This is a genomic window from Marinobacter nanhaiticus D15-8W (assembly GCF_036511935.1).
Lineage (GTDB): Bacteria > Pseudomonadota > Gammaproteobacteria > Pseudomonadales > Oleiphilaceae > Marinobacter_A > Marinobacter_A nanhaiticus.
On the sequence record NZ_AP028878.1, the window covers coordinates 272,247 to 296,144 of the forward strand.

General features: G+C 60.1%; 23 protein-coding genes. 13 read left to right on the top strand and 10 right to left on the bottom strand.

The features are described from left to right. Positions 1-43: 43 nt before the first annotated feature. Complete coding sequence (locus RE428_RS01245; protein ID WP_004579365.1) at positions 44-1,003, bottom strand: L,D-transpeptidase family protein; 960 nt, start codon at positions 1,001-1,003, stop codon at positions 44-46. A gap of 379 nt (positions 1,004-1,382) precedes the next feature. After that, on the bottom strand, positions 1,383-1,964 hold the full coding sequence (locus tag RE428_RS01250) for a TMEM165/GDT1 family protein (protein WP_004579364.1): 582 nt from the start codon (positions 1,962-1,964) through the stop codon (positions 1,383-1,385). 323 nt (positions 1,965-2,287) lie between these two features. Between RE428_RS01250 and RE428_RS01255 the strand changes: the two genes are divergently transcribed. The 4 genes from RE428_RS01255 to fhuB are packed head-to-tail and all read left to right on the top strand — an operon-like array spanning position 2,288 to position 6,820. Continuing rightward, positions 2,288-3,103, top strand: a complete 816-nt coding sequence (locus tag RE428_RS01255) for a siderophore ferric iron reductase (protein ID WP_081614540.1) — start codon at positions 2,288-2,290, stop codon at positions 3,101-3,103. Beyond that, positions 3,096-3,863, top strand: coding sequence for an ABC transporter ATP-binding protein (locus tag RE428_RS01260; RefSeq protein ID WP_004579361.1), 768 nt, complete (start codon positions 3,096-3,098; stop codon positions 3,861-3,863). The genes RE428_RS01255 and RE428_RS01260 overlap by 8 nt, the downstream gene beginning before the upstream one ends. Before the next feature lie 15 nt (positions 3,864-3,878). Further along, positions 3,879-4,796: an ABC transporter substrate-binding protein gene (locus tag RE428_RS01265; protein WP_004579360.1), complete on the top strand. Its 918-nt coding sequence runs from the start codon at positions 3,879-3,881 to the stop codon at positions 4,794-4,796. After that, the gene (gene fhuB / locus RE428_RS01270; protein WP_004579359.1) at positions 4,793-6,820 is read left to right on the top strand and encodes a Fe(3+)-hydroxamate ABC transporter permease FhuB; all 2,028 of its coding nucleotides are present in this window, start codon (positions 4,793-4,795) and stop codon (positions 6,818-6,820) included. The genes RE428_RS01265 and fhuB overlap by 4 nt, the downstream gene beginning before the upstream one ends. Here the strand turns inward: fhuB and RE428_RS01275 are convergent. After that, the gene (locus RE428_RS01275) at positions 6,798-8,216 is read right to left on the bottom strand and encodes an MDR family MFS transporter (RefSeq protein WP_040882306.1); all 1,419 of its coding nucleotides are present in this window, start codon (positions 8,214-8,216) and stop codon (positions 6,798-6,800) included. The genes fhuB and RE428_RS01275 overlap by 23 nt on opposite strands. Positions 8,217-8,246: 30 nt before the next feature. Further along, the gene (locus RE428_RS01280; protein WP_004579357.1) at positions 8,247-8,678 is read right to left on the bottom strand and encodes a MarR family transcriptional regulator; all 432 of its coding nucleotides are present in this window, start codon (positions 8,676-8,678) and stop codon (positions 8,247-8,249) included. 135 nt (positions 8,679-8,813) lie between these two features. Here RE428_RS01280 and RE428_RS01285 point away from each other — a divergent pair, with 135 nt between their 5' ends. Next, a complete protein-coding gene (locus tag RE428_RS01285) occupies positions 8,814-9,035 on the top strand; it encodes a DUF3565 domain-containing protein (RefSeq protein WP_264673093.1) in 222 nt (73 codons plus the stop codon). Positions 9,036-9,065: 30 nt separating this feature from the next. Here the strand turns inward: RE428_RS01285 and RE428_RS01290 are convergent, their stop codons facing one another. Continuing rightward, positions 9,066-10,364: an MFS transporter gene (locus tag RE428_RS01290; protein ID WP_004579355.1), complete on the bottom strand. Its 1,299-nt coding sequence runs from the start codon at positions 10,362-10,364 to the stop codon at positions 9,066-9,068. Positions 10,365-10,760: 396 nt separating this feature from the next. Here RE428_RS01290 and RE428_RS01295 point away from each other — a divergent pair, with 396 nt between their 5' ends. The 5 genes from RE428_RS01295 to RE428_RS01315 all read left to right on the top strand — a co-directional run bounded on the left by RE428_RS01295 (position 10,761) and on the right by RE428_RS01315 (position 16,901). Beyond that, complete coding sequence (locus RE428_RS01295) at positions 10,761-11,627, top strand: helix-turn-helix transcriptional regulator (protein WP_004579354.1); 867 nt, start codon at positions 10,761-10,763, stop codon at positions 11,625-11,627. Positions 11,628-12,236: 609 nt separating this feature from the next. After that, a complete protein-coding gene (locus RE428_RS01300; protein ID WP_169334048.1) occupies positions 12,237-13,955 on the top strand; it encodes an ExeM/NucH family extracellular endonuclease in 1,719 nt (572 codons plus the stop codon). Between the two features lie 106 nt (positions 13,956-14,061). Next, on the top strand, positions 14,062-14,979 hold the full coding sequence (locus RE428_RS01305) for an alpha/beta fold hydrolase (protein WP_004579351.1): 918 nt from the start codon (positions 14,062-14,064) through the stop codon (positions 14,977-14,979). A gap of 156 nt (positions 14,980-15,135) precedes the next feature. Then, positions 15,136-16,179, top strand: coding sequence for an AraC family transcriptional regulator (locus tag RE428_RS01310; RefSeq protein WP_004579350.1), 1,044 nt, complete (start codon positions 15,136-15,138; stop codon positions 16,177-16,179). Between the two features lie 131 nt (positions 16,180-16,310). Continuing rightward, positions 16,311-16,901, top strand: coding sequence for an ATP-dependent zinc protease family protein (locus tag RE428_RS01315; protein ID WP_004579349.1), 591 nt, complete (start codon positions 16,311-16,313; stop codon positions 16,899-16,901). A gap of 9 nt (positions 16,902-16,910) precedes the next feature. Here the strand turns inward: RE428_RS01315 and RE428_RS01320 are convergent, their stop codons facing one another. Beyond that, entirely contained in the window at positions 16,911-17,321 is a 411-nt protein-coding gene (locus RE428_RS01320) for an NUDIX hydrolase (RefSeq protein WP_004579348.1), read from the bottom strand. A 234-nt stretch (positions 17,322-17,555) separates the two neighbouring features. Between RE428_RS01320 and RE428_RS01325 the strand changes: the two genes are divergently transcribed. Then, positions 17,556-18,374 carry an SDR family NAD(P)-dependent oxidoreductase gene (locus RE428_RS01325; protein WP_004579347.1) on the top strand — a complete coding sequence of 273 codons (819 nt, stop codon included), beginning with the start codon at positions 17,556-17,558 and terminating at the stop codon, positions 18,372-18,374. 60 nt (positions 18,375-18,434) lie between these two features. On the opposite strand, the gene RE428_RS01330 is transcribed toward RE428_RS01325, so the two are convergent. From RE428_RS01330 to RE428_RS01345, 4 genes are all read right to left on the bottom strand, one after another. Beyond that, positions 18,435-19,010: a DJ-1/PfpI family protein gene (locus RE428_RS01330; RefSeq protein WP_004579346.1), complete on the bottom strand. Its 576-nt coding sequence runs from the start codon at positions 19,008-19,010 to the stop codon at positions 18,435-18,437. Between the two features lie 157 nt (positions 19,011-19,167). Next, positions 19,168-20,175: a cytochrome-c peroxidase gene (locus tag RE428_RS01335; protein WP_051079815.1), complete on the bottom strand. Its 1,008-nt coding sequence runs from the start codon at positions 20,173-20,175 to the stop codon at positions 19,168-19,170. A gap of 252 nt (positions 20,176-20,427) precedes the next feature. Further along, entirely contained in the window at positions 20,428-20,865 is a 438-nt protein-coding gene (locus RE428_RS01340; RefSeq protein WP_154660727.1) for an ABZJ_00895 family protein, read from the bottom strand. A 146-nt stretch (positions 20,866-21,011) separates the two neighbouring features. Next, entirely contained in the window at positions 21,012-21,905 is an 894-nt protein-coding gene (locus RE428_RS01345; RefSeq protein WP_004579343.1) for a metal-dependent hydrolase, read from the bottom strand. Between the two features lie 320 nt (positions 21,906-22,225). Here RE428_RS01345 and RE428_RS01350 point away from each other — a divergent pair, with 320 nt between their 5' ends. Together RE428_RS01350 and RE428_RS01355 are read left to right on the top strand one after the other, a co-directional pair. Then, positions 22,226-23,332 (top strand): AraC family transcriptional regulator, encoded by a 1,107-nt coding sequence (locus tag RE428_RS01350; RefSeq protein ID WP_004579342.1) that lies wholly within the window; start codon positions 22,226-22,228, stop codon positions 23,330-23,332. A gap of 138 nt (positions 23,333-23,470) precedes the next feature. Then, complete coding sequence (locus RE428_RS01355) at positions 23,471-23,872, top strand: NINE protein (RefSeq protein ID WP_004579341.1); 402 nt, start codon at positions 23,471-23,473, stop codon at positions 23,870-23,872. The last annotated feature ends 26 nt before the right edge of the window (positions 23,873-23,898 follow it).

Genomic DNA, 23,898 nt, shown 5'->3' on the forward strand with positions numbered 1-23,898 from the left:
TTGTTGTTATTGGACTGCCCGGAATGCAGGCGGGACAGTAGTATCAGAGCGACTTGGCGGATTGCTCCGTGTCGTCGATGGCCTGGGCCATTTGCCGAACGCGTTCGCCGACCAGACGCGGTACGCCGTCCGCCTGGTCGATAGCCAGCTCCACGGCGGCCCGCTGGAACTCGATGCCCGGATGCACGTCGAGCAGGGCATCCATTCGCTCCATAACACGACGCCACAAGAAATCCTTGGTATCGCTATCCATCTCTTCTTTCGGGCGATGGATTTCGAGCCATACCTCGTTGCCTTTCATACCGACCTTCACCGGCTGTCTGACGAATTCTACCGGTGTGCCCTTGGGTACGGCGTAGACCAGTTCGGCGATGTCCTCGTTATACATACGGATGCAGCCGTGACTGACCTGCATGCCGATGCCGAATTTCTTGTTGGTACCATGAATCAGGTATCCCTCGGCGCTGAGCTTGAGTGCGTACGGCCCGAGCGGATTCTCCGGCCCCGGGGGGATCATGCGTGGCAAGTGGTCCCCGGAGGCCTTATATTCAGCGCGTACGCTGGCGGGCGGGTACCAGGCCGGCGACTCAAGGCGCATGGTGACTTTGGTCTGGGTCAACGGCGAGGGGTTCTGCTCGGTGCCAACGCCGACCGGATAGGTTTTCACGCCACCGTTGGTGTAATAGTAGAGGCGATACTCGGCCAGGTTGATAACAATGCCGTCCCGCGGCGCGTCAGGGAGCACATGCTGCTGCGGCAAGGTAATCTGGGTACCTTCACCCGGCAGCCAGGGGTCTACGCCCGGGTTGGCGTGAACCAGTTCCAGGTAGCCGATACTGGTACGCGTACCGATATCGGCGAAGGTATCTTCATAGCGTGTGGACATGGTATCCATGCTGCCCACCAGGTCACCCTGTATCGGCAGAAGCGCCTTCTCTGCGAAGGCGGTGGACGCTGTCAGTAACAGCCAGGTCGCAATAAGGCCCGGTCTGAGAAATGCCATTTCTTAATTCCTTGGAATCAATGTCTCGACCAGCGTCCGCTTTGTGGTTCGCGTGGTGGAGCACTACCTGTTTGACGACGTTTATGTGACGGTCTTTGCACGACACAACTCGCACGCGGCGACATTCCGGTGTGTCGCAACGCTGGCGAGTGAATCGTTGAGCAATAAATAGACTGGCCCAACGTTAACCGCTCCGCTCCCGGGCGTCCAGTCACTGCGAAAGTATCCCATACTGCAAGCGCTTATGCGTCGCTTGCAGTAAGGTCTTATGGCTATTGCAGTGACGTTTTGTTCATTTGCGTTAAGTCGATTGCAGTGCCTGCCTCAGCGTCAGGCTGCGTGTTATCCCGGTTCGACCACTGTCAGAGCCCAGTTCCTGTCAACTGCCGAGGGAAAGACCGTTCACGGCGCCGAATATCGTCAGTATACCGAGGATAACGAACAGCACGCAGGCCAGGATGCGGGCGGTGGCCAGGGGAAGGCGCTCCATGATCCACTGCCCGGCCCAGATGACCGGAATATTCGCTAACAGCATGCCGACGGTGGTACCCATGATGACCCAGAAGGTTTCGTCATAGCGGGCTGCGAGGACGACAGTGGCGATTTGCGTCTTGTCGCCGATCTCTGCAATGAAGAACATCAGGGTGGTCGCCGTAAACGCGCCGAACCGCAGCAGTCCGGAGCTTTCGCTCTCGTCCTTATCGGGAATCAACAGCCACAGGGCGATGGCGATGAAGCTGACAGCCACGATCCAGGGAAGCCAGCTGGCAGGAATAACCTTTGCCAGCCACGCACCCAGCAGCGCTGAAAGCGCATGGTTGAGCAGCGTGGCGACCAGAATCCCAAGGATAATGGGCGTGCGCTTGGCATACCGGCAAACCAGAAAGAGGGATAGAAGCTGGGTCTTGTCGCCGATCTCGGCAATGGTTACCGCAAGGGTAGAGGCCAGGAAGGCATCCATGAATACTCCATTAATGGGGCGGATTTTTCGTAGACGCAGGGACAACTCGACCTTCCACCCCATGGCAGGCCGCGTTATCCCAGGTCTCGTCAATCCCTTTGGACGGGACGCGACAGCCATGAGGATGTGCCTCAAGTTTGTTGACTGTCGCCCGCGCGGCAGGGCCGGCGCGAAGACTACTCCCCTGGAGATGCGCGGAAGTTTACTCAAGCCCGGGTAAAAGGGCAACTGAAAGATGCACTTGCAACCTTTTTCAAAAAATGAATGATACGGATTTGCATTTGCGAAGTGTGGCCATGCTGAGTAAACTCGGTGCTATCTGAATGCCGATCCGGCGCGCCCGACGGCTGGCAATCCTCACGGATCCTTCTCACACCATGGCCCATCCGCAAAGCACAGACCTGGACCGGTTCTTCGCGCTGTCATCGAGCGTCCTTCCGGCGTTGGCAGGCGAGTGTTCCAGCTGCGACGACGGCTGCATTCGTGCCGGACGTGACAATCAGGCCATTATCCAAACCCTCTACGACAACCTGAGTATCGCCAGTCCTGAGGCGGGTATGCCTTACTGGTCGGTGCGTTGCTGGTCACTCATGGTGTGGCAGCCGGTAGTGCTGACGCTGATCGGCGTCCACGGTGCCGGCCAATTGCCGCCGCTGGAGGAGCTGCGTCAGAAGGTGGGCAGAGAGATGGTGGCCGGCTTCCGACTGCCCCAGGGGCGCTGGGAGGGAGGTAATCAGGCAGAGTTGATCCAGCGTGGCGGTGAAGCCTTGCGCTGGCTCGTTGACGCGTTGCTTGCCGAGCTACAGCAGATTACCCGGATCAAACCCCTGACGGCACGGCGTCTGGTGGCGGATAGCCTGATGGCCGGCGTTGGCCGCCTCGGTGGATTGCTTCCCGAGGTGTCCCGGGGTGACCAACTGGCCCTGGCCGACGCCTGGCTGGCGGCGACCGGTCTGGAGAACCAGAGCGCGCTGAAGCCCGTTTGCCTGCCGGATGGCACTGAGTCGCTGGTATTGGATCGCAAGGCCTGTTGCATGCATTATCGCCGTCATGATGGCGATCTCTGCGCCAGCTGTCCCAAGCAGAAGGATGCCGTGCGCTTTGAACGCATGAAACAAGAGCTGATTGACGATGCTTGAGCTGAATTCGATCCGCATGAACCGCGATGGCCGAGACATCCTCAAGCTGGACCAGCTCTCAATCGCGGCTCACGAATTTACCGTGATCCTGGGGCATAACGGGTCGGGTAAATCTACTTTGATGAACCTGCTGGCCCGCCAACTCGACCCGGACGAGGGCGAGGTGCGCCTCAATGGTCGTCCGATCCGGCAGTTTTCCCAACGCGCCCTGGCCCGGGAAATTGCCTTCCTGCCACAAAGGCTGCCGGAGGTTGCCGGTCTCAATGTGCGTGAACTGGTGGCACTGGGTCGATACCCATGGCGCGGACTATTCGGGCGCTGGCGGGCCGAGGACGCCCGGGCCATCGACGACGCCATGGCGCGTACGGACGTCACCGTCTACGCTGACAAACTGACCGATCAGCTGTCCGGTGGCGAGCGTCAGCGCGCCTGGATCGCCATGCTGCTGGCTCAGCAGTCGCCGTTGCTACTGCTGGATGAGCCGACCTCGGCCCTGGACCTGTCCCACCAGTATGAATCCATGGGCCTGTTACGCGAACTCAACCAGACCTGCGGCCGGGGAGTGGTGGTGATTCTGCACGATGTGAACCTGGCGGCGCGTCATGCCGACCGCATCATTGCGCTCAAGCGTGGCGAAGCGGTGTTCGACGGCACTCCGGATGAACTGCTTTCACACGACCGCCTCAGTCATCTCTACGGTATTGATATCCAACTTTTACCCCAGCCCGGGCAGGATCGCCCCGTCGCTGTCGTGGCCTGATCTTCGGAGTCCTTAATGGTAGTGCGTTGTCTTTTGCGGTTAGTCGTTCTCAGTCTGGGGTTGCTGGCCTCTTTTCAAACGCTGGCGGTTACGGTCACCGACGCACGTGGCGAACACACGTTCGACTCGGTGCCCCAGCGCATTGTCACCATTAGCTGGGCAATGACCGAGAATGCGCTCGAACTGGGCATCGAGCCGGTAGGTGTCGCGGATATCGAGGGTTATACCACCTGGGTTGTTCGGCCTCCGATTCCTGAGGGCGTAGCGGATATTGGCAAACGCCAGGAGCCCAGCATCGAGAGGCTTGCGGAACTGGAGCCGGATGTCATTATCCTCTCCAACGGTCAGGAAGGCCTTGTCGACAAACTGTCGCAGATTGCCCCTGTTCTCTACTTCGACGCATTCAGTGCTGAACAGGACAACGCCGAAACCGCCCGCGATATCTTCATGGAAATGGCCCGGCTGTTTGGCAAGGAAGCCCTTGCCCGGGAAAAACTGAATGCCATGGATGCCGAATTTGGAGAGCTGGAGTCCAAGCTGCATGCGCATTTCGGTGAAACCCTGCCCGAGGTCACCGGTGTTCGTTTCTTTAATCAAGCCATCGCCCTGGTGTACGGCTCCAACTCCATGTCCCAGGCGGCCCTGAACAAAATGGGCATCCAGCCCGCCATGACGGTACCTGCCAGCCAATGGGGTTTCGCCCAGCGTAAGATCATCGAGCTGAGCAAGATCAAGGATGGCGCCCTGCTCTATTTCAAGCCGGCACCCGGCGTAGAGGATCTGTTTGATTCGCCCCTCTGGCAGGCCATGCCGGTCGCCCGCGCCGGTCGGGTCGCGCCAGTTGAGTCCACTTGGTCCTATGGCGGCGCGCTGTCTGTGCTATACCTGGCCCGGGCCCAGACGGAAGCGCTGCTTACGATCGACCCGCAATGACCGTAGCCGCGACCCTGGACCGCGCCGAAAGCGGCTGGCTGCGGGCACCGCTCACGCGTTATCTGTTGGCGGGGGTGGCGCTGCTGGCGGCCCTGCTGATCCACCTTTCCCTGAACAGTACCCTGTCCCTGGCTGACCAGTGGTCCCTGCTCTGGGGCCGAACCCCTGAAACCTTCGAAGACTTCCAGTTTGTCTACGCCGCCCTGCCACGCGTCGTGCTCGCGGTACTCGTGGGTGCAGTCATGGCAATGGTCGGCAGTCTGTTGCAACAGGTAACCCAGAACCTCCTGCTCTCGCCAATGACTCTGGGCGCCTCCTCGGGGGCCTGGTTGGCCCTGGTCTGTGTCAATGTCTGGGCGCCGGAGTTAATGGCCAGTTGGGGTGCGTGGTTCGCCATGGCCGGGGCTTTGTTGTCGGTGATCCTGGTGCTGATGATCGCCGGCCGCAGCGGCCTCAGCGGCCTGCCGGTCATTCTGGCAGGGATGGCCACCCATATCCTGATGGGCGCCATCGCAACCACGCTCGTGCTGCTCAACCAGTACGCCACGGAAACCCTGTTTATCTGGGGCGCGGGGGACCTGACCCAGACGGACTGGACCTGGGTGACCTGGCTGCTGCCTAAACTGAGTATCGCGCTACTGGTGTTACTGGTAGCGCCGCGCCCGTTGACGCTGCTGCGTCTCGGCGACGCCGGGGCCGGAGCCCGGGGATTGAGTACCGGTCCGATTATCGCCGTACTCCTGTTGCTGTCCCTGTGGTTGGTGGCTTCGGCGATCACGGCGGTGGGCGTCATCAGTTTTATCGGACTGATTACGCCCAATATAGCCCGTGCCGCAGGCGCCCGGACGGCGCGGGACGAGCTTTGTTTCAGCCTGATGTTAGGCGCGGTGCTGTTGCTGCTGACCGACTGCGTAGCTGTGGAAGCCAGCACCTGGTTCAGTGACCTGGTGCCCAGCGGGACGGCGGCAGCCCTGGTCGGTGCGCCAGCATTGATCTGGTTTGCCCGTCGCAAGCTGTCGTCACGCGACCAGACCTCGCTACAGTTGCCAGAAGGAGCAGCGCGCGTCGGTCGGCGCGTGTGGGTGCTGGTGCCCGCGGTGCTGGGGGCGCTAGTGTTGCTGACCCTATGCTTCAAGCCGGACGGTTTTGCCTGGAGTGCGCCCTGGACCGCCCTGAAGTGGCCGACGGACCTGGTGCTCTCGCTACGTTGGCCACGGCTGGTAACGGCGGCGTGTGCGGGGGTCGGGATGGCGGTTGCCGGGCTGATTCTGCAGCGCCTGATCCGTAACCCCTTGGCCAGCCCGGATATTTTGGGTATGTCCGCCGGCGCAACCTTGACCCTGGTGCTCTACACCGTATTCATAGGCGGTTCGATCCATGAAGCCGGACCGGTGCTGGCCTTTGCCGGCAGCGCAGGCGTGTTGGCCATATTGCTGCTACTGGGACGGCGGACCCACTACGCGCCGGGGATCATGATCCTGGTTGGTATTTCCCTGGGGGCGCTGATCGAGGCCGTCGTTCACTTCGTGCTGGCCAAGGGAAGCGACCAGGCGTATACCATCCTGGGCTGGCTCTCCGGATCGACCTATCGCGTGTCGGATGCCAAGGCGCTCTGGTTTGCCGGCGGTACCGCCGTATTGTTCCTGCTGGCGTTGTCCACCGCGCGCTGGCTGACGCTGATCTCCGCCGGCGATCACATCGCCATGGCGCGCGGGCTGGATACGGGGCGGGCACGGCTGGTGCTGCTGATCCTGGCCTGCGCACTCTGTGCCCTGGTGACGGCGGTAATGGGGCCGGTAGCGTTCGTCGGCCTACTGGCGCCTCATGTCGCAACACTGATGGGCGCACGGAAAGTCTGGCCCCAACTCTGGTTGGCACCGCTGGCGGGTATGGTGCTGATGATCTTCTCCGACTGGCTGGGCTGGGCGATTCTGTATCCCAAGCAGATGCCCGCAGGCACGATTGCGGCCATTCTGGGCGGCAGCTACTTCATCTTCCTGCTCACACGGCGGCGTCTGGGGTAGCGCCGGTCCGACCAATGCGTCGTATAGGCCAGAGTGCGACCAGCACGAATACGGTTACCAGCCACCACGCGGTATGGAAAGCGTCGATGGTGGGCTGGCCATTTGAATGGTCGCCGTATTCGATGGTGAGCGCGACGATATTCACTCCGAAAGCCCCGCCCAGCTGACGGGTAAAGTTTATGATGCTGGAGCCGTAGCCGAGTTCATGGGCTTCGAGCGGGTTTAACGCGCCGGTCGACAGGGCCGGCATGATCAGGCCCAGACCAATCCGGCCGATGACGGCCCACAGCGCCAGCCAGACAAAGCTGAGTCCCACGTCTGATAGGGCGAACAGCGATGTCGATAGCGCAAAGATCAGGATGCCACCCATGATCATCAGGCGCGCCGGCCGTCGGTCGGCCATCCGTCCGGCAATCGGGAAGGTGACACCCAGGGCGATGCCGGCGGGGAGCATGAGCAGCCCCGCCTCGGTCGCCGAGTAATGTAGCGCGGACTGCACGAAGAGGGGGATCAGGTAGGTGGACCCGAACAGTGCCAGGCCCAGGGCAATGGCCCCGAGGCAAGCACTGAAAAATTCTGGACGCAGCAATAAACCCAGGTGCAGCAGAGGATGGTCGGTACGCCGCTGACGCAGGATAAACAGGGCCAGCGAGATGACCGCTGCACTGCCGCCGATGGCGATGCGCAGGCCCTGGCCTTCAGCGTGCTGCAGTGCATTGAGGGCGTCCAGGCTGGTGCCGATGAACGTGGCGAGCAGTGCCAGGCCGATGAAGTCGAAACGGTAGGGCTCAGGGCGTGATACCGGCCAGGGCAGGAAGCGGTACACCATATAGATGCCTAGCAGGGTTACTGGCGCGGGAGCGAACATCACGTAGCGCCAGCTAAGCTGATCGACGATGAATCCGCCGATAACCGGCCCCAGGGCGGGTGCGAGAATGACCCCCATGCCGTAAATGCCCATGGCCTGGCCCCGTTTCTCCTTGGGGAAGACCCTGAATACCAGGTACATGGCCATGGGTTGCATAAGGCCGGCCACGGCACCCATGCCGATGCGGGCGAGGATCAGCCATTCAGGCCCGGGCGCAAAACCGCCGGCGATGGCTATCAGGGTGAAGATCAGCATGGCCGCCGCCAGGGAGCGGCGAAGGCCGAAATGGTCGAGTAACCAACCGGTGGTAAGCATGGTGGTGGTCATGGCGGCGATAAAGCCGGTGACCATCCAGTGGGCCTGGCCCTGGCCGATACCGAAATCCCGCATGATATCCGGCAGCGCCACATTAATGATGGTGGCGCTGAGCACCGTAGCCATGGTGCCCAGCATGACCGTACCCACCGCCAGCCAACGCCATTTAGGTCCGTATCGGGCTTGCAGGGCCTGCAGGCTGAAGTCGCTCAGGAGAACCTCCGGTGGGCGGGCCGACGAAAATCAGAGCTTCTGCAGCTGATCCCCGTTAATCATGATGCGATTGAAGACGTTCATGGCGACTGCCAGGTCGTTTTCGTTCACGCCTTCCAGCATTTCCTCGCGCAGCTTGTCGGCGCGGCTATTGAGGTCTTCCATAAACGCTTCGCCGGCCGGTGTCAGATGAAGGCGGCGTGCACGACGGTCCTTGCTGCAAGGGCGGCGTTCTATCAGGCCTTGGCCTTCGAGGCTGTCGAGCAGGCGGACCAGGGTGGGGTTCTCGATAGCCATCAGGTTGGCGAGTTCGCGCTGGGTGAGCCCTTCGCCGCCGCGTTGCAGGTAGACCATAGTGGTCCAACGCGCCTGTGTTACACCGAGGTCCTTGAGACGTTCATCCAGGAGTTTGCGCCAACGCCGGGTGACCCGGGCAACGGCAAAAGGAAACTGATCTCTCATTGGAGTGCTCCCAGCAAGTAAAGGTGGTGTCACTCTGGGAAGTCATCCAGAGCTACGGTTTATAATAGTTTGCTAACTGTTGTAATGAAAACAGATACAGGAACAAAATAAATATGAGGGAAAACCGAGAGCGGCATGATGCGCATCATGGTGGTTATGGAACAGCCAATTAGCGGATTCTACAAGGATTCTGAGGGCGACTGGGTGGCTCGTCTGGCGTGTGGTCACGGTCAGCACGTGCGTCATCGGCCGCCCTTCGTCAACCGGCCCTGGGTCACGACGGCGGCCGGCCGGAAGGGGCGGCTGGGACAGTATCTGGACTGCCTGAAGTGCGATCGCGGCGAGCCCGTGGGCTAATGCCTGCTACGGGCTCTTCCAGGCGAGCGTCTAATTATCCGTGCCGGTTTTCTTCGGCGGTTCCTCTTCTTCCTGCTCCACTTCCACCGATGACGCGTGAAAATCCTCGTTACGTGGATCCATTTCAGCCAGTACCGGCATGGCTTCAGGCATGGTGGTCACGAAGTGCTCCTGCTCGTCCACCGGGATATCTTCGGTCGTAATGATGTAGTACGCGGTCACGAGCGCCAGCAGCCCCAGGAAGCCGGCGCTGCCGAGGAACAGGCCCATGGGTCCGACCAGCCCGATCAGTTCGCCCATGACCAGTGGTCCGAGCACGCTCCCCAGTCCGTAGCTGAGCAGCAGCGTGGCACTGGCCGCGACGATACGAGACTGCGGCATGCGGTCGTTGGCGATGGCCACGGCAATGGGATAGAGCGCAGCGGAAAGACCGGTAAACAGGCCTACCGCCGTAATCAGGGCCAGCGGCAGGTCAACGCCAATGAAAGCGGCCGCCATAGCTGCAACGCCTGCGGCCACAGATACGGTGAACAGTACCCGCCGTCGATCGAAACGATCGCAGACGATGCCCATCGGCCATGCCAACAGCATGGCGGCAATGATTGCGATGGCCATGAATAGAGAGGTCTGGGCAACGTCAAGGCCGATCAGGGTGGCGTATACCGGGCCCAGGGCATAGAAGGACCCGATCAGCACGCCGCAGATGAATGTGCCAGCCACGCCGGTCGTGGCTTCCTGCAGCAGCTTGAATATCGACAGGCGTTCGACCTGCTCGATATGGGGCGCCTCCATCTTGGTCAACGACAGCGGCACCAGGGACAGCGCCAACAGGATGCCGGCGACGGTGTAGAGCTGGAAAGCCGCCGGGTCGCCCAGGTTAATGATGAGCTGCCCACCGGCCACGGAAATGAAGAAGACGATCTGGTAGACCGCGAATAGCGTGCCACGGTTGGCATTGGTGGCGCGGCTGCTGAACCAGCTTTCGATCACCAGCAGCACACCCGCCATGGCCAGGCCCGACAGGGCGCGCAGGATTGCCCAGAAGGTCATCGATACCGCCATCGGGTACAGCAGCGCAGCGACCGCCGCTAATGCCGAAAACACGGCGAAGGCGCGGATGTGCCCGACGCGTTCGATAACGCGACCGACCGTGAGCGTACCGACGACGAAACCGATGGAATAGCACACCAGCACCCGACCGATCGTTGCCGGATCGATGGCTTCGAGGCCCAGGCGGACACCCAGCAGTGTCATCAGGAAGGCATTGCCAGCGACCAGCAGGATCGTACTTAGTATGAGTGCAGAGAGAGAGGTCACCATGCGGGTCATACATCAGCTCCGGAATGTTAAAGCGATTAGGGAACGTTAGAGCCACAGAAAACGTTAAAAACCACAGGGAACGTTAAAACTGCTAAAGAGTGCGCCCCCAAAGCATCGCCAAAGAGGGTTCTCTCACACCATAGCAGCCACTAAAGGAGCATGCCGGGGCAATCCCGAATTACAGCATTGGCGCGGCGTGTGGGCGATTACGCACTTACCGAAGGGTCGACGTTACCTGAATGTAAGTGGTGGATTTATCTGGAAACCGACAAACTACATGTGCAGTGTTTGACGTTATTTTACATTAATGTGCCGTAACACGCGGCCCATTGGGAAGCTGATAGCATAATCAGCTCTGATCAGGGATTGATCGGAATCCAATCAGTTTATGAAGAGCGGCATATCATGAAAAAAACGGATTGGCCTATTCGCTGGGATCTCTTATTACGTTACCGGTTGATTGAAATCATCGCCTTATGGGAAGGGCGGCTGACCACCAATCACATCTGCCACGCGTTCGGGATTGGTCGGCAGCAGGCATCAAAAGATATCAATACCTACCTGCGCGAGGTAGCCCCGGGTAACCTCGAGTATGACCGGCACTTGAAGGGTTATGTTCCGGCTGACAGGTTTCAGCCGACAGTGACCCAGGGACGGTCTGACGAGTACCTTGAAGTGCTTGGTCGCGATCACGCCCTGAGTGAGACCTTCGAGTCCCTGGACCTTGGTTTACCCAACACCGAAATCCTCCACGTACCGCGCCGATTGGCTGAACCGGATATTGTCCGGCCGATCGTGTTGGCCACCCGTCAGGGCCGGCGGCTTGAAGCGGAGTATTTCTCGCTGACCAAACCGGAAGGCGAACGTCGGGTGCTTGAACCCCATACCCTGATCTACAGCGGCCAACGCTGGCATGTTCGGGCCTGGTGCGACCGCCATGGCGAGTACCGGGACTTCATGCTCAGCCGGTTCCGCGGTACGCCCCAGGTGCTGCCTGAGCGTAGTCGCCACAAGGCGCGCAATGATGAAGCCTGGAATACGCGGGTAGCTATCGTGCTGCGGCCGGACCAGCGGCTGACCGAGGCGCAGCAATCCATTATTGCCAACGATTACGCCATGATTGACGGCAACCTGCGAATCGAGACGCGTGCTGCTCTGGTGCGCTATATGCTCACCCTGGCGGGCTTGTGTGGCGATACACCCCACAGCGATCCGTTGGTTCAGCAGTTGGAGCTCGCCAACCGGGACGAACTACGTACCTGGTTGTCCTAACAGAGTACTTTCTTGTTGAGAGTACTTTTTGTTGGGAGTGCTTTGTTGTCGAGAGTATTTTCTTGTTAAAAAGTACTTTCTTGGTGTACGAGAAACGCTTTGCCGGGAGGGTAGGCCTCGATCAGTGGCCCGCCTCGTCCCGGTGGGCTTCCCGCCACTTCCTGATGTCCTCCGCCCACCGGTCTGCCTTTGCGCGGCGATTATGGATCGCCAGTCCGATACCTTGGCAATCCGCATCATCCAGATGGACGACGACCGTATAACGGTATTTTGCCGATTCAAGTTCTTGGCCGATAACCTCCACTGTCCGGATCTGACGCGCACGAAAGATACGAAAGCTGCCCGGGTTGGAAGCCTTCCCTGCATAAGGCCTGCATCGAGCGACGACGGCGCCGGTGCTGTAAGATCATGATCCCCATAATCAAACCGACACCGGCCAGAATCAACAGAATCGACGTGTTCATTGCATCCCAATTTTTGTTTTATCGGCGCTTGGCATATAGGCGTGCCGGACATGGACGAGCGAGCGGAGGCGGGCGTGCTACAAGCCCACGCTCGGGCTCCCTCTCCCGTCATTCACTATACAAGCTCACTCGCCGGCGAAAAGCGTTGGCGTGGTTGCTGATCCTAGTGGGGCTGGTCGGGGGGCGGGTGTCCTTTGCTGCTGCGAATGGGTGCGGCGCGCCCTACACGAGGATTTCGGCGATCCAGGGAGACGGTGATCGCTCGCCGGTGCAGGGCCAGACACTGGCTGTGGAGGGCGTGATTACGCTGGAGGCAGGCGGCCCCGACGGGTTGGCCGGTTTCTACCTGCAATCCTTGCCTGGGGATGCTGATCGTGATGCCGCCACATCCGAAGGTTTGTTTGTCTTCTCAGATGATGGCAGCGGTGATGTTGGCGACCATGTCCGTGTCAGGGGGCTGATCAAGGAATATCACGGACTGACCGAAATAGCGGCCCGGGGGCGCCTGAAGGTATGTGGTCGAGCACCAGCGCCGCAGCCGATTGCGCTCAGCTTTCCCTTGCCGACCCTGGAACCGCTTGAAGGCATGCGGGTTGTATTTGACGAGGCTCCGACCGTGATCGACACCCATGACCTTGGCCGTTACGGCGTAGTGGAGCTGGCGGCGGACGATCCTGTCCGCAGTCGCCGCAACCCCGACACCATGGGTTCGCCGGACCGGATCCTGCTGGATGACCGCCGCCTGGTGCAGAACCCGGCAACTCTTCCCTTGCCTCGGCCGGGCCTGAGCGCTGATAACAGCCTGAGGACCGGTAGCCGCCTGGAGCCGGTAAGGGGTGTGCTGGATTACCGGTATGATCGTTGGCGTATACAGCCTGAAACCTGGCCCTCGGTGCTGGATGCGAACGAACGCCCTGTCGCACCTGAACCGCCGAAGGCAGGCGCGGTCCGGGTGGCTGCCTTCAATGCCCTGAACTTTTTCAACGGCGATGGTGAAGGCGATGGCTTCCCCACGGCCCGCGGCGCGGATACCGGCCATGAATTAAGACGTCAGCGTCAGAAGCTGGTCGCCGCGATCCATGGTTTAAAGGCAGACATCGTTGGCCTCATGGAGCTGGAAAACGACGGTAGTGGCGAGAATAGTGCCATTGCCGAACTGACGCGCTCGCTTGGTGCCGAATGGCGTTATATTCGCCAGCCTGAAGCAGGCACCGACGCCATCCGCGTAGGCCTGATCTATCGCCACGACAGGGCGCAGCCTGCTGGCGCTGCTGCCGTGCTCGCGAGTGGTGTTTTCGCCCGCTACAGCCGCGCGCCGGCTGCCCAGGACTTCCGGTTAAGGGGCAATGAAGATCGTATTCGCGTCGTGGTCAATCATTTCAAATCCCGTTCGTGTCGCAATGCACGGGGAGAGAACCGCGTTGACGACGAAGGTTGTTATGCGCCGGTGCGCGAACGCTCGGCGAGGGAATTGCTGGCCTGGCTTGAAACACTGCCAAAACCGGAGGGCCTCTCAGGCGCCTTGGTTGTTGGCGACTTGAATACCTATGTGGGCGAGCGGCCGCTGGCCCTGCTCGCCGGTGGAGGCTTCCAGCGGCCGACACCATTAACGGGCGATGGTCAGCACACCTACCGGTTCGATGGCGTGCGTGGCGTGCTGGATTACATCCTCGTCGACGAGCATCTCCAATCACGTGTGGTCGACGGTGGGGTATGGCACATTAACGCCGACGAACCTTCTGTGCTGGACTACAACCTGGAATTCCATCCGCCGGGCCGCGCCGATCGCCTGTATGGGCCGGGTCCCTGGCGATCCTCCGACCACGATCCGGTGTACCTGGATGTGCGCATGGATCGACGCTGATTTGCCAGATGGGCCGAGGTCGATTGACGACCCGGCCATTTTCCGAATGGCTTTTCCGGTTAGACTCAAAGGAACCCTGACGTCCGTCCAGCAAGAGGTCCTGCCGATGTCCGCCGCTACTCCCATTGTTACCACCGTCCAGAACCGCCTTCCCAATCCCTGGCCCGTAGCCCGCACCGGCCATCGCTGGCTGCAGCGGGCCCGGCGACATTCGGTGATGGTGGACGAGCACCGTATCGTCTGGCTGGAACGGGGGCGGCGACAGTCCCACAAACCATCCGTTGTGCTCCTTCACGGTCTGGCGGCGATGAAGGAAAACTGGAGCGCATGGTTGCCCCTCTTTACCAAGGACCAGCATGTGGTGGCGGTAGATATTCCCGGTTTCGGCGAGAGTGACTACCGGGTGGGAGCCAGCTACCGCTACCGGGACCAGGCCGAGCGCATGGTCCAATGGCTGGGCGCCGCGGGGCTGGGGCAGGTGCACCTGGTGGGTAGCTCCATGGGCGCCGCCGTTGCCACGCTAATGGCCGGGAGGATGGGCGAACGAGCCGTCAGCCTGACCGTGATGAATAGCGCCGGTATCCCGGCCCATGAACGGGTAGACCTCAACCGGCCGCCGGTGTTCGACAGTAGTATCCTTATTCCCGAGGACTGGTCCGGGGTCTACCGGATGTTCAACAACGTGGGTAGTGGCAAGCCGACCTTGAGCGGTATGGCCATGACCGGCTTGCTGGGGGTGGATCTACTGCGCCGGGCGGGGCAGAATCGCCATGTCTTCTCTGATATGGTGGCGGATCCCTACGCGCCTACCACGGCGTTGACGAAGGATATGGCGCCGCTGCTGGTGATCTGGGGTGACCGTGACCAGATCACTCCGCCAAGCTGCGTGGATTTCTACCGTAAGACAACGCCGCACGCTGAAGTCCACATGATGCGAGGCATCGGCCATTTGCCTATGCTGGAGAATCCGCGCCGCTCATTCGGCATTCTGAGGGACTTCATCGGCCGCCACTCATCCCGTTGATCGCGATTCACTTCCAGCCTTTCACGGGCGTTTGCGGGGCGGAGCGATTGGCCTCTTCATCCCGTTGACGCGTCATTGAAGTCATGGGGTGGGTCGCAAGATGCGTTCATAATCAGTTGCACTATTACAATAATGCAAACTGTGAGGACGCATCCCATGCCGGCCGCTGCTACACAGATCCAGGACCTGGGCCTGCCTGCCATCTACCTGCACACCATCGCAGAATTGCTGCGCCAACGGGGCGTGGACGACCGGGCCCTACTGACGCGGGTTGGGCTCGACCCGCAATGCCTGACCGATGACGACGTGCGGGTCTCGCTGTCGCAGGCAAGCGAATTCGTCACCCGGGCCATCGTTGAAAGCGGCGAACCGGGCCTGGGCATCCTCCTGGCTTCTGAATTGCGGTTGCCTTTGCATGGCGCCCTCGGTATCGCCGCCATGAACAGCCGCACTCTGGGCGAAGCCATGGACCTGATGGTGCGTTACCTAAGCCTGCGGGCGCCACACCTGCGCATTTTCTGCAGCACCGAAGGGGATACGACCACCCTGCGCGTGGTGGGGGGATACGATCTGGGGCCGCTGCAAAGCTTCATCATGGATGCCATGATCTTCGGCTGCGTAACCATGGGCACGCAGCTGCTGGGCGAGACCGTGCGCGGTGCCAAGGTACATCGTCGTGGCCGCGAGCCCGCCTATTTCCAGCGTTTCTGCGGGCGTATCCCGGTGCCTGTGGTGTACGGGAAGGAAGAAGACGCCATTCTCATGCCCAAGACCGAGCTGGCTTCACCGATACGCTTCAGCGACGAAGACGTGGCGGAGGCCTCCCGCGAACAGTGTGAACAGGCGCTGCATCGACTCAACGAGAGTGCCGGCTTCGACGCCCGGGTTAGGCGGGTGATCGAAACCAGCCACCCCTTCCCGCCGAAACTGGGGCGGGTGGCAGGCACACTGTTTGTCTCCGAAAGAACCCTGAAGCGCCGGTTGCAAGAGGAGGACGCCAGTTTCCAGATGTTGGTGGACGAGGTTCGTCTGCAACGGGCCCGGGACCTGCTGATCAACACTCACATGAGCCTCAGTCAGATCGCCGATGCCCTCGGTTATGCGGATGCAGCCAACTTTACCCGTGCGTTCAAACGCTGGACCGGTACCAGCCCCAGCGCTCACCGCAACAGCCGGCGTACCTTGTCTCACGCCAGTTAGACCACCATGAAAAAAGTGTAGGAATTGCTGACACAGCCATTACCTTTCGTTCAGGACCATAGCTCGCTCCCCGGGGTTTTGGCATGATTTCGAGCGTTTGTGAGAAATCGAACAAATAAGGAGCGTACTGCATGAAATTGGGATTGAGCCTTTGGGCGGCGGTGATTATTACCCTGGTAGGCGTGGCGTTTACGGCGCCGCCGGTGGTTGCGGACGAAGATCGTAACGAGGCGCCGGACACTCTCGGGTTCGTGGAATGGATCGTGCTGCACGATACCGGGGTTCGGGTGAAGGCCCGGCTCGATACCGGCGCCAAGACCTCATCCCTGCATGCGGTGAACGTCGAGCCCTTCGAGAAAGGCGACGAAGAGTGGGTCAGCTTCGAACTGCCACTGGACGACCACAAGGAGGTGGAGGATGCCGAGGACGACAATGTCGTCCTGCATTTCGAAATGCCGGTAGAGCGCACAGTGCTGATCAAGCGCAAGGGTGCTGAATCCCAGCGTCGCTACGTCGTCAATATGGATTTCTGCATTGCCGGCCGTGTGTATGAAACCCAGTTCTCACTAACCGACCGCAGCCGCTTTCATTACGCAGCCATCCTCGGCCGGCGCTTCATGGGCGATGATGACGTGCTGGTCAGCTCTTCGGAAAGCTTCCTGGCCAAGAACGAATGTGACTACCAGACCCTGGACGAGCTCCAGGCCGAGAAGGACGGTTGAGGCTAACGTTCAAAACCCAGCCAGGGCTTGTTCGCAGACTTGGGGCACGTCCTGGCTGAAGGATTCGGGGTCGGCATGCATGGCCTGGATGGTAAACCAGCCGACGTCTGAAACATCATCTCCGGGCATCGGCTCGCCGGAGCGGTAGCGGCAAACCACCGGACAAAGCACGAAGTGGTGGGCGCTGTCGGACCCGGAAGTGATCACCTCCAGGGGCGGAAGCAGTCGATCGGCCAGGGCTCGCACCCCGGTTTCTTCATATAACTCCCGCAACGCGGCCTGCATCAGTGATTCACCCCATTCGACCTTGCCCCCGGCGTGGCCCCACAGCCCGGCATCCGGTGGGTTGCAGCGTCGCACCAGCAGAAACTGCCCCTGGCGCTCGACGATGGCGATGACAGCGGGAATCGGATGAGCCACGGTTCTCTTCCCTGGTTGGCAAAGGTGAACCCTGAGTCTATCAGGACTCCAGCGCCTCCGGCATAGCTATCGGCGCCCGGGGTGGCCCGAGCGCCCCGACTAATCTTCCGCTGTAGCCATACCCGAACGACTGTGCGGCCCGTTAAAGTAGGTGCTTTAATAAAGGCGGAGCATCATGCAGCATGCTGGTGCCCTGGCTACACAAAACAGGTGATGGGCTAAGAGGGTCGTTTCATGAAGGAACTCCAGAATAAGGTTGTCGTGGTCACGGGCGCGGCCTCGGGGATTGGCCGTGCGCTAGCCTTAAAGCTGGCGGACAAGGGCTGCCGTCTGGCGCTATCGGATATGAATGAGGCCGGATTGGTGGATGTAACGTCGGCCTGCGCCCGGAAAACGGATGCCAAAAGCTACCTGCTGGACGTCTCCCACCGGGACGCGATCTATGCCCATGCCGATGCGGTCATGAAGGATTTCGGCCAGGTCAACATGGTTGTTAACAACGCCGGGGTTGCCTTGTCCGCGTCTGTTCGTGAAATGACCGATGAGGACTTCAAGTGGATCATGGATATCGATTTTTGGGGGGTAGCCCATGGCACGCGGGCTTTCCTGCCGCACCTGATAGCCTCCGGCGATGGCCACGTGGTCAATATTTCCAGTGTTTTCGGGCTGATCGGTGTGCCCAAGCAGAGCGCCTATAACGCTGCGAAGTTCGCCGTGCGCGGTTTTACGGAGGCCTTACGCCAGGAGATGAAGCTGGAGAAGCAGCCGGTCCAGGTCAGTTGCGTCCATCCGGGTGGGATACGCACCAATATTGCCCGGGCCGCGCGCATGGGCAAATCCGAGAACGCCGAGGCCCAGCGCAACGGCTTCGACAAATTGGCGATGACCTCTCCGGAGAAGGCGGCGGGCATCATTATCCGCGGCATCCAGAAGAACGAATCCCGCATCCTGGTAGGGCCGGATGCCTGGGGCATCGAGGCGTTGAACCGGGTGCTGGGGGCATCCTATCAGCCGCTGGTCGAACGTTTTTCGCGCAAGAATCTTTACATCTGATGCTTGCCGCCCTGACGACTGGCCCCGACCGGAGACAAACTCGACGGGGCTCAGGGAGCGTTAAAGGCTGATCTTGGCACCCATGACCTCAAGGAAGCGCGCAATCCAGGCCGGATGGGCGGGCCAGGCTGGCGCCGTCACCAGTTTGCCATCCACATGGGCTTCATTCGCTTCGATGGACTGGAACTTGCCGCCCGCGTTGGTGACTTCGGGACCACAGGCCGGGTAGGCGGAACACTCCTTGCCTTCCAGGATGTCTGCCGCCGCAAGGATCTGGGCACCATGGCAGATGGCGGCAATGGGCTTGTCCGCCTCGGCGAAGTGGCGCACGATCTTGAGCACGTCTTCGTTTAGTCGCAGGTACTCCGGCGCCCGGCCGCCGGGTACGACCAGCCCATCGTAATCCGACGGCTTCACCGACGCGAACGTAGCGTTCAGCGTGAAGTTGTGGCCCGGTTTTTCCGAGTAGGTCTGGTCGCCCTCGAAGTCGTGGATGGCAGTGCGTACAAACTCACCGGCTTTCTTGTCCGGGCAGACCGCGTGGACTTCATAGCCCACAGCCATCAGCGCCTGGAATGGCACCATGACCTCGTAATCCTCGACATAGTCGCCGACCAGCATGAGTAGGCGTTTCATCTTCGATTCCCTCCTTCGGTGAATGTCCCCAATTCAATCCTTAAGCTTCACTCATGGCCAGTCGTTGTCAAATGAACCTTGGTCGAAGATGCGCGCAGGTCAACCCGCCAGGGGCTGCGGCATGGGGCCGTAGTCCCTGGTGGAGGGTGAGTTCCAATCAGTTCCTGATGATGTCCGAGGGTTTGGGGGTTTCGGCCGTGCTCACGGGCAAGTGGGGATAGTCCACACTGGGAATGTCACCGGTCAGCGTACGAAGGAATGCCACGATGGCTTCCACTTCGGTATCCGTCAGCTCCGTACCCAACTGGGCAGAGCCCATAACCGACACCGCTTCCTCCAGGCTCCAGACAGCCCCAGAGTGAAAGTAAGGTGCGGTCAGCTCGATATTACGCAACGGCGCGGCGCGGAAAACGTACTCATCGGAAGCGGTCTGGGTAACTGCAAAGCGCCCCTTGTCGCCCTCGGGTAGGATCTCACCTCCCGGACGCGTGACCAGACCGAACGGGAAGTAACTCTGGCCACCGAAGTTGACGCCCGTATGGCAGCCTGCGCAACCTTTATCCATGAAAAGTGCCAGGCCTTGTTTCTCCTGCTCATCCAGTGCCGTCTCGTCGCCGGCGATAAACTGGTCGAAGCGGGCGTGGGGCGTGATGAGCGTGGCTTCAAAAGCCTCGATGGCCAAAGCCATGTTGTCGAAGGTGACTGGGTCGGCAGCGTCGGGGAAGGCCTTCTCGAACCGCTCCACATACTCGGGCATGCTCTTGAGGGTAGCCACCACACGGTCCGGCGTGCTACTCATCTCGACACCGGCCTGGACCGGTCCCTTGGCCTGTTCGGCCAGGTCAGGTGCCCGACCATCCCAGAACTGGGCGGCATTGAATACCGCATTGAAGACCGTTGGGGCATTGCGCGGGCCTTTCTGCCAGCCGTGTCCGATTGACGTCGGCAAGTAGTCGTGACCGCCGGTGCCCACGTTATGACATGTATTGCAACTGATCAGGTGGCTGGACGATAGCCGGGGCTCGAAGAAGAGCATTTTGCCCAGTTCGACCTTGGCTTTGGTCAGGGTGTTGCCCTCAATTTCTGGCGTCTCGCCCGGGATGGCACCGAACATGGTGCTCGCCCGGTCCCGCAGGTTGGCGCCGAGGGCGGTCTGAGTGCCCATGGCCAGGAGCAACAGGGCATACAACACGTACTTTAAGGTGTTCACTGTTTTTCCTCCCAAAAGAAGCTTACAGAACAGTAAGCTAGCGCCGTTGGACGCGGTGCAGAAGATGCCGGGGGAGGAAGCTGGAGAAAAATTGATCTGGATTAAATGTGTCGCAAATTTTACCGGAAACGGTCTCGATCCGGCCGGATTTTTGCCGGACTTGGCCTGTAGGCTTCTGAGATCGTCAGAGGCGTAATCAAAAGTGTCTCAGCCGGTTGTGCGTCTGGCTTGCCGTCTGGCAAACCAGCCAAAGAACAGGCTGAGGATGCCGAAGTAAACCGCGGCAATGAAAGCCAGTACCGCCAGCCAGGCTAAAGGCGACAGGGCCCCGAAAGCACTGGCCAGGGCTGCGGGTGTCCGGGCAAGACCCACATTGCCAATCACCAGTGAAAGGGTCATGACAATGGAGATCAGGAAAGTCACGCCGACACAGCCCAGGGCCAGGCCGCGTTTTTCCGCCGGTTCCGGCGCCCGCCCCTGCTCCCGCACAAACAGTGAGGCAGTACCGGATCCAGCGCCCAGCAGATAGACAAGGCTGGCAATCACTCCAAGACTGGTACCGGTGAAGTAGACGATCAGGCTGATGGCAGCCATAAGGGCCACATAAATGGCGCCGAAAAGAATGAAGTAGCGTTGCAGTTTCAAGGTAATCCCCAGCACACGGACAGGTTTCTTATTGTGATGAACTCTAGTGAGGAACCAGCATAGGGAAAAGCCATGCGTCGTGCCATGATTGAGTGACACAAATAAAGACGCCCGCGTGACGCGGGCGCGGGAAGAGGGCGACAGGCTCACTGTAAGGTTCGACGGTTGCCATTGCGATACTGTGGCGCGATATGTTCGTTGATCTCGCGTTTGAAGCGGGCGATCAGCTCACTGTTGTCGTGCTGCCAGGGGTGAAAGCCAGGCTTGAAGTAATCCAGCCAGGTGGGAATCAGGCTGGAGAAGACGCCGCCCTTGCCCCACATGCGCCACATACCTTTGCCCACATCTTTCAAAGAGAGATTGCGCTTGTCGTTCCACATCATGCGTGTGGTGAAATAGGTGGTCATGACACCCAGCAGCGCGGTGCTGAGGATCTGGTAGAACGACCGCTCCAGATAAGTACCGCCGACCTGCTGGAACACGTCGTAGGTCACCGCCTTGTGCTCGGTTTCCTCGATGGCATGCCAGACCCACAGCGGGCGCATGGTCTCGTGCATGTCTTCGCGCACGTCGTCCCGCTCCAGCAGCATATCGGCCATCATCGCCGTCATGTGCTCCAGCGCGCAGGTTACGGCAAGCTGGTGGCGTTTCGGCAGGCGCTTACCGAAACCGTCCAGCAGCAGGCGCAGGTGGTGTTCCAACTCCTCCACCGGCATATCCTGGTCCCGCACATGCTGGTTCATGGCGATGTGCTCCAGTGAATGCATGGCTTCCTGCCCGATAAAGCCAGCCACCTCTTTCTTGAGGTCCGGATCCTCGATCTGGTCGCGAAAGTAGCGCACGGAATCGACGAAGTACTGCTCACCCTGGGGGAAAAGCACCGATAGCGCGTTCATCATGTGGCTCAGGAACGGGCTGTTGTCGAGCCAGTAACGGGGCACCTGCTCGTCGAACTCGAAGCCCATGCGCTGGGGCTTGATATCCACGTGTTCGGGTTTACGGACCATGGGCTTCTTGTCGGCGGTCGATGTTCTCAGCATTAATCCTCCTATGCGCCGGATGACGGCGCTGATGCCGGAAAGGATGTTGCAGGCTTGTCGGAACAGGTTCAGTGCCGCAAAACACCCCTTGATGTCATGGGTCCAGTGTCAGCGCTGCAAGCATTTCGAACCATGCGCAAAGGGGACGCCGGTCGTGGATGATAGGCCAGGCCCGGCCCGGATTGACCGGAAAGACAGGAAATCCGGGCGCTACGCCAAATCGACGGGGGTGAGTGCTCTGATAGCATCGAGTTGTCGATGTCCTGCCGGCATGTTGATCGACCGATATGCCGTTAACTGCACTTGCAAAAGGATTCCGGATGGCCAAGGTCAACGCCGATAAAGAACGCCAGATGCTGGGGCTTTTCCTGCTGCCCGGTGTCTATTTGAGGGTGTTGGGCGATACCGTCAAACGTCTGGGATTCGACGATCGACGGCTCTACGAAGGCATGGATTTCGCAGCCGCTGACCTGCAGGCGGCCGACAGCCGGGTTTTCGTGACCGATGCCATCATCTTCGCCGATCGTGCCGTGGCAATGGCAGGTCACAAGGGATTGAGCTTCGCCCTGGCGCGGGAGCTGCGAGTCACCATCCACGGCACGCTGGGTTTCGCCGCCCTGACCAGCCCGACTGTAGGCGGCGCGCTGGACTCCGTGCGCCGCTATCTCAAGCTTCGCGCGCCATTCCTGAGTATGGTCATGCGCGACACCGGCGAACAGGTGCTGGTCCAGCTCAAAACCGAATTCGAGGTACCTACTCTCTATCATTTCCTCGCGGAAACCGTGATGGCCACCCTGGTTCTGTTATGTGAGCAACTGGTGGACCGTGAGAGCGCCGAGCAGTTGGGTTTTGAGCTAAAGGACGGCAAGCTGCCCGGGGTTTCAGGGCGCCTGACCTGTGCCGAACCCGCCTATTACAAGGACTACGCCTACCAATTACCGATTCGCTTCGAGTACGGTCGTGACGCGGAGATGCTTATTTTCCCCAAGCACTTCCTCGATATCCCCATGCGTCTGGCGGATGCAGATGCGTCGGAGATGGCCCGCAGCCAGTGCGAGTTCGAGTTACAGAAGGCGCTCAGGGAACAGGGTGATATCGTGCTGGCGATCCGGAACATGCTGCATGTCATGCCCGGCCCCCTGCCGTCGCTGGAGGACATGGCCGAGCGTTTCTGCGTATCTTCGCGTACGCTCAAACGGCGGCTGGCGGACCGCGATACCACCTACCGGGAAATCGTCGAATCGGTGCTCAAGGACCGGGCCATCCAGCTTTTGCGCTATACCAATCAAACGATTAGCGAAATTGCCTACGAGCTGGGTTATGCTGATCTCTCCAATTTCAGTCGTGCCTTCCGCAAGTGGACCGGCAAGTCTGCCAGCGAATTCCGCGAAGGCTGGCCGGACCCTGCGCCGGAACTGGGCCCCTGACCCACCGGTCTTGCATGCCGGCGGAAGGATAGCGACTGGACCTCGTTGATAAGGAGCCCCTGATCAAGCCTGTTGGCGATGACGACCTGCAGATGCCAAACAGCTTAATCCTGGGTTTCTCTGGCTGGAGATGATCGAATGCCGCAGACAGATACGCACAGCAAGCTGTTTGGCTATTTGCTCTGGATTTTCGGTTTCCTGGGGGCGCACCGTTTCTATTACGGCAAGCCAGTCACCGGGACCATCTGGTTCTTCACCCTCGGCCTGCTTTTTGTCGGCTGGATCATCGACCTGTTCCTGATTCCAGGTATGGACCGTGAAGCCGATATCCGTTTCCGTGGCGGTGATACCAGCTACAACATTGCCTGGGTGCTGCTTACCTTTCTCGGGGTTTTCGGCGTACACCGCATGTATATGGGTAAGTGGATCACGGGCATTATCTATCTGCTGACCGGCGGTCTCTTCCTCATTGGTGTGCTCTATGATTTCTGGACGCTCAACGACCAGATCTCAGTCAAGAATGCCTCTGTGCTGGATTGATACGCCTACCTCCCCCTCGTGAGCGG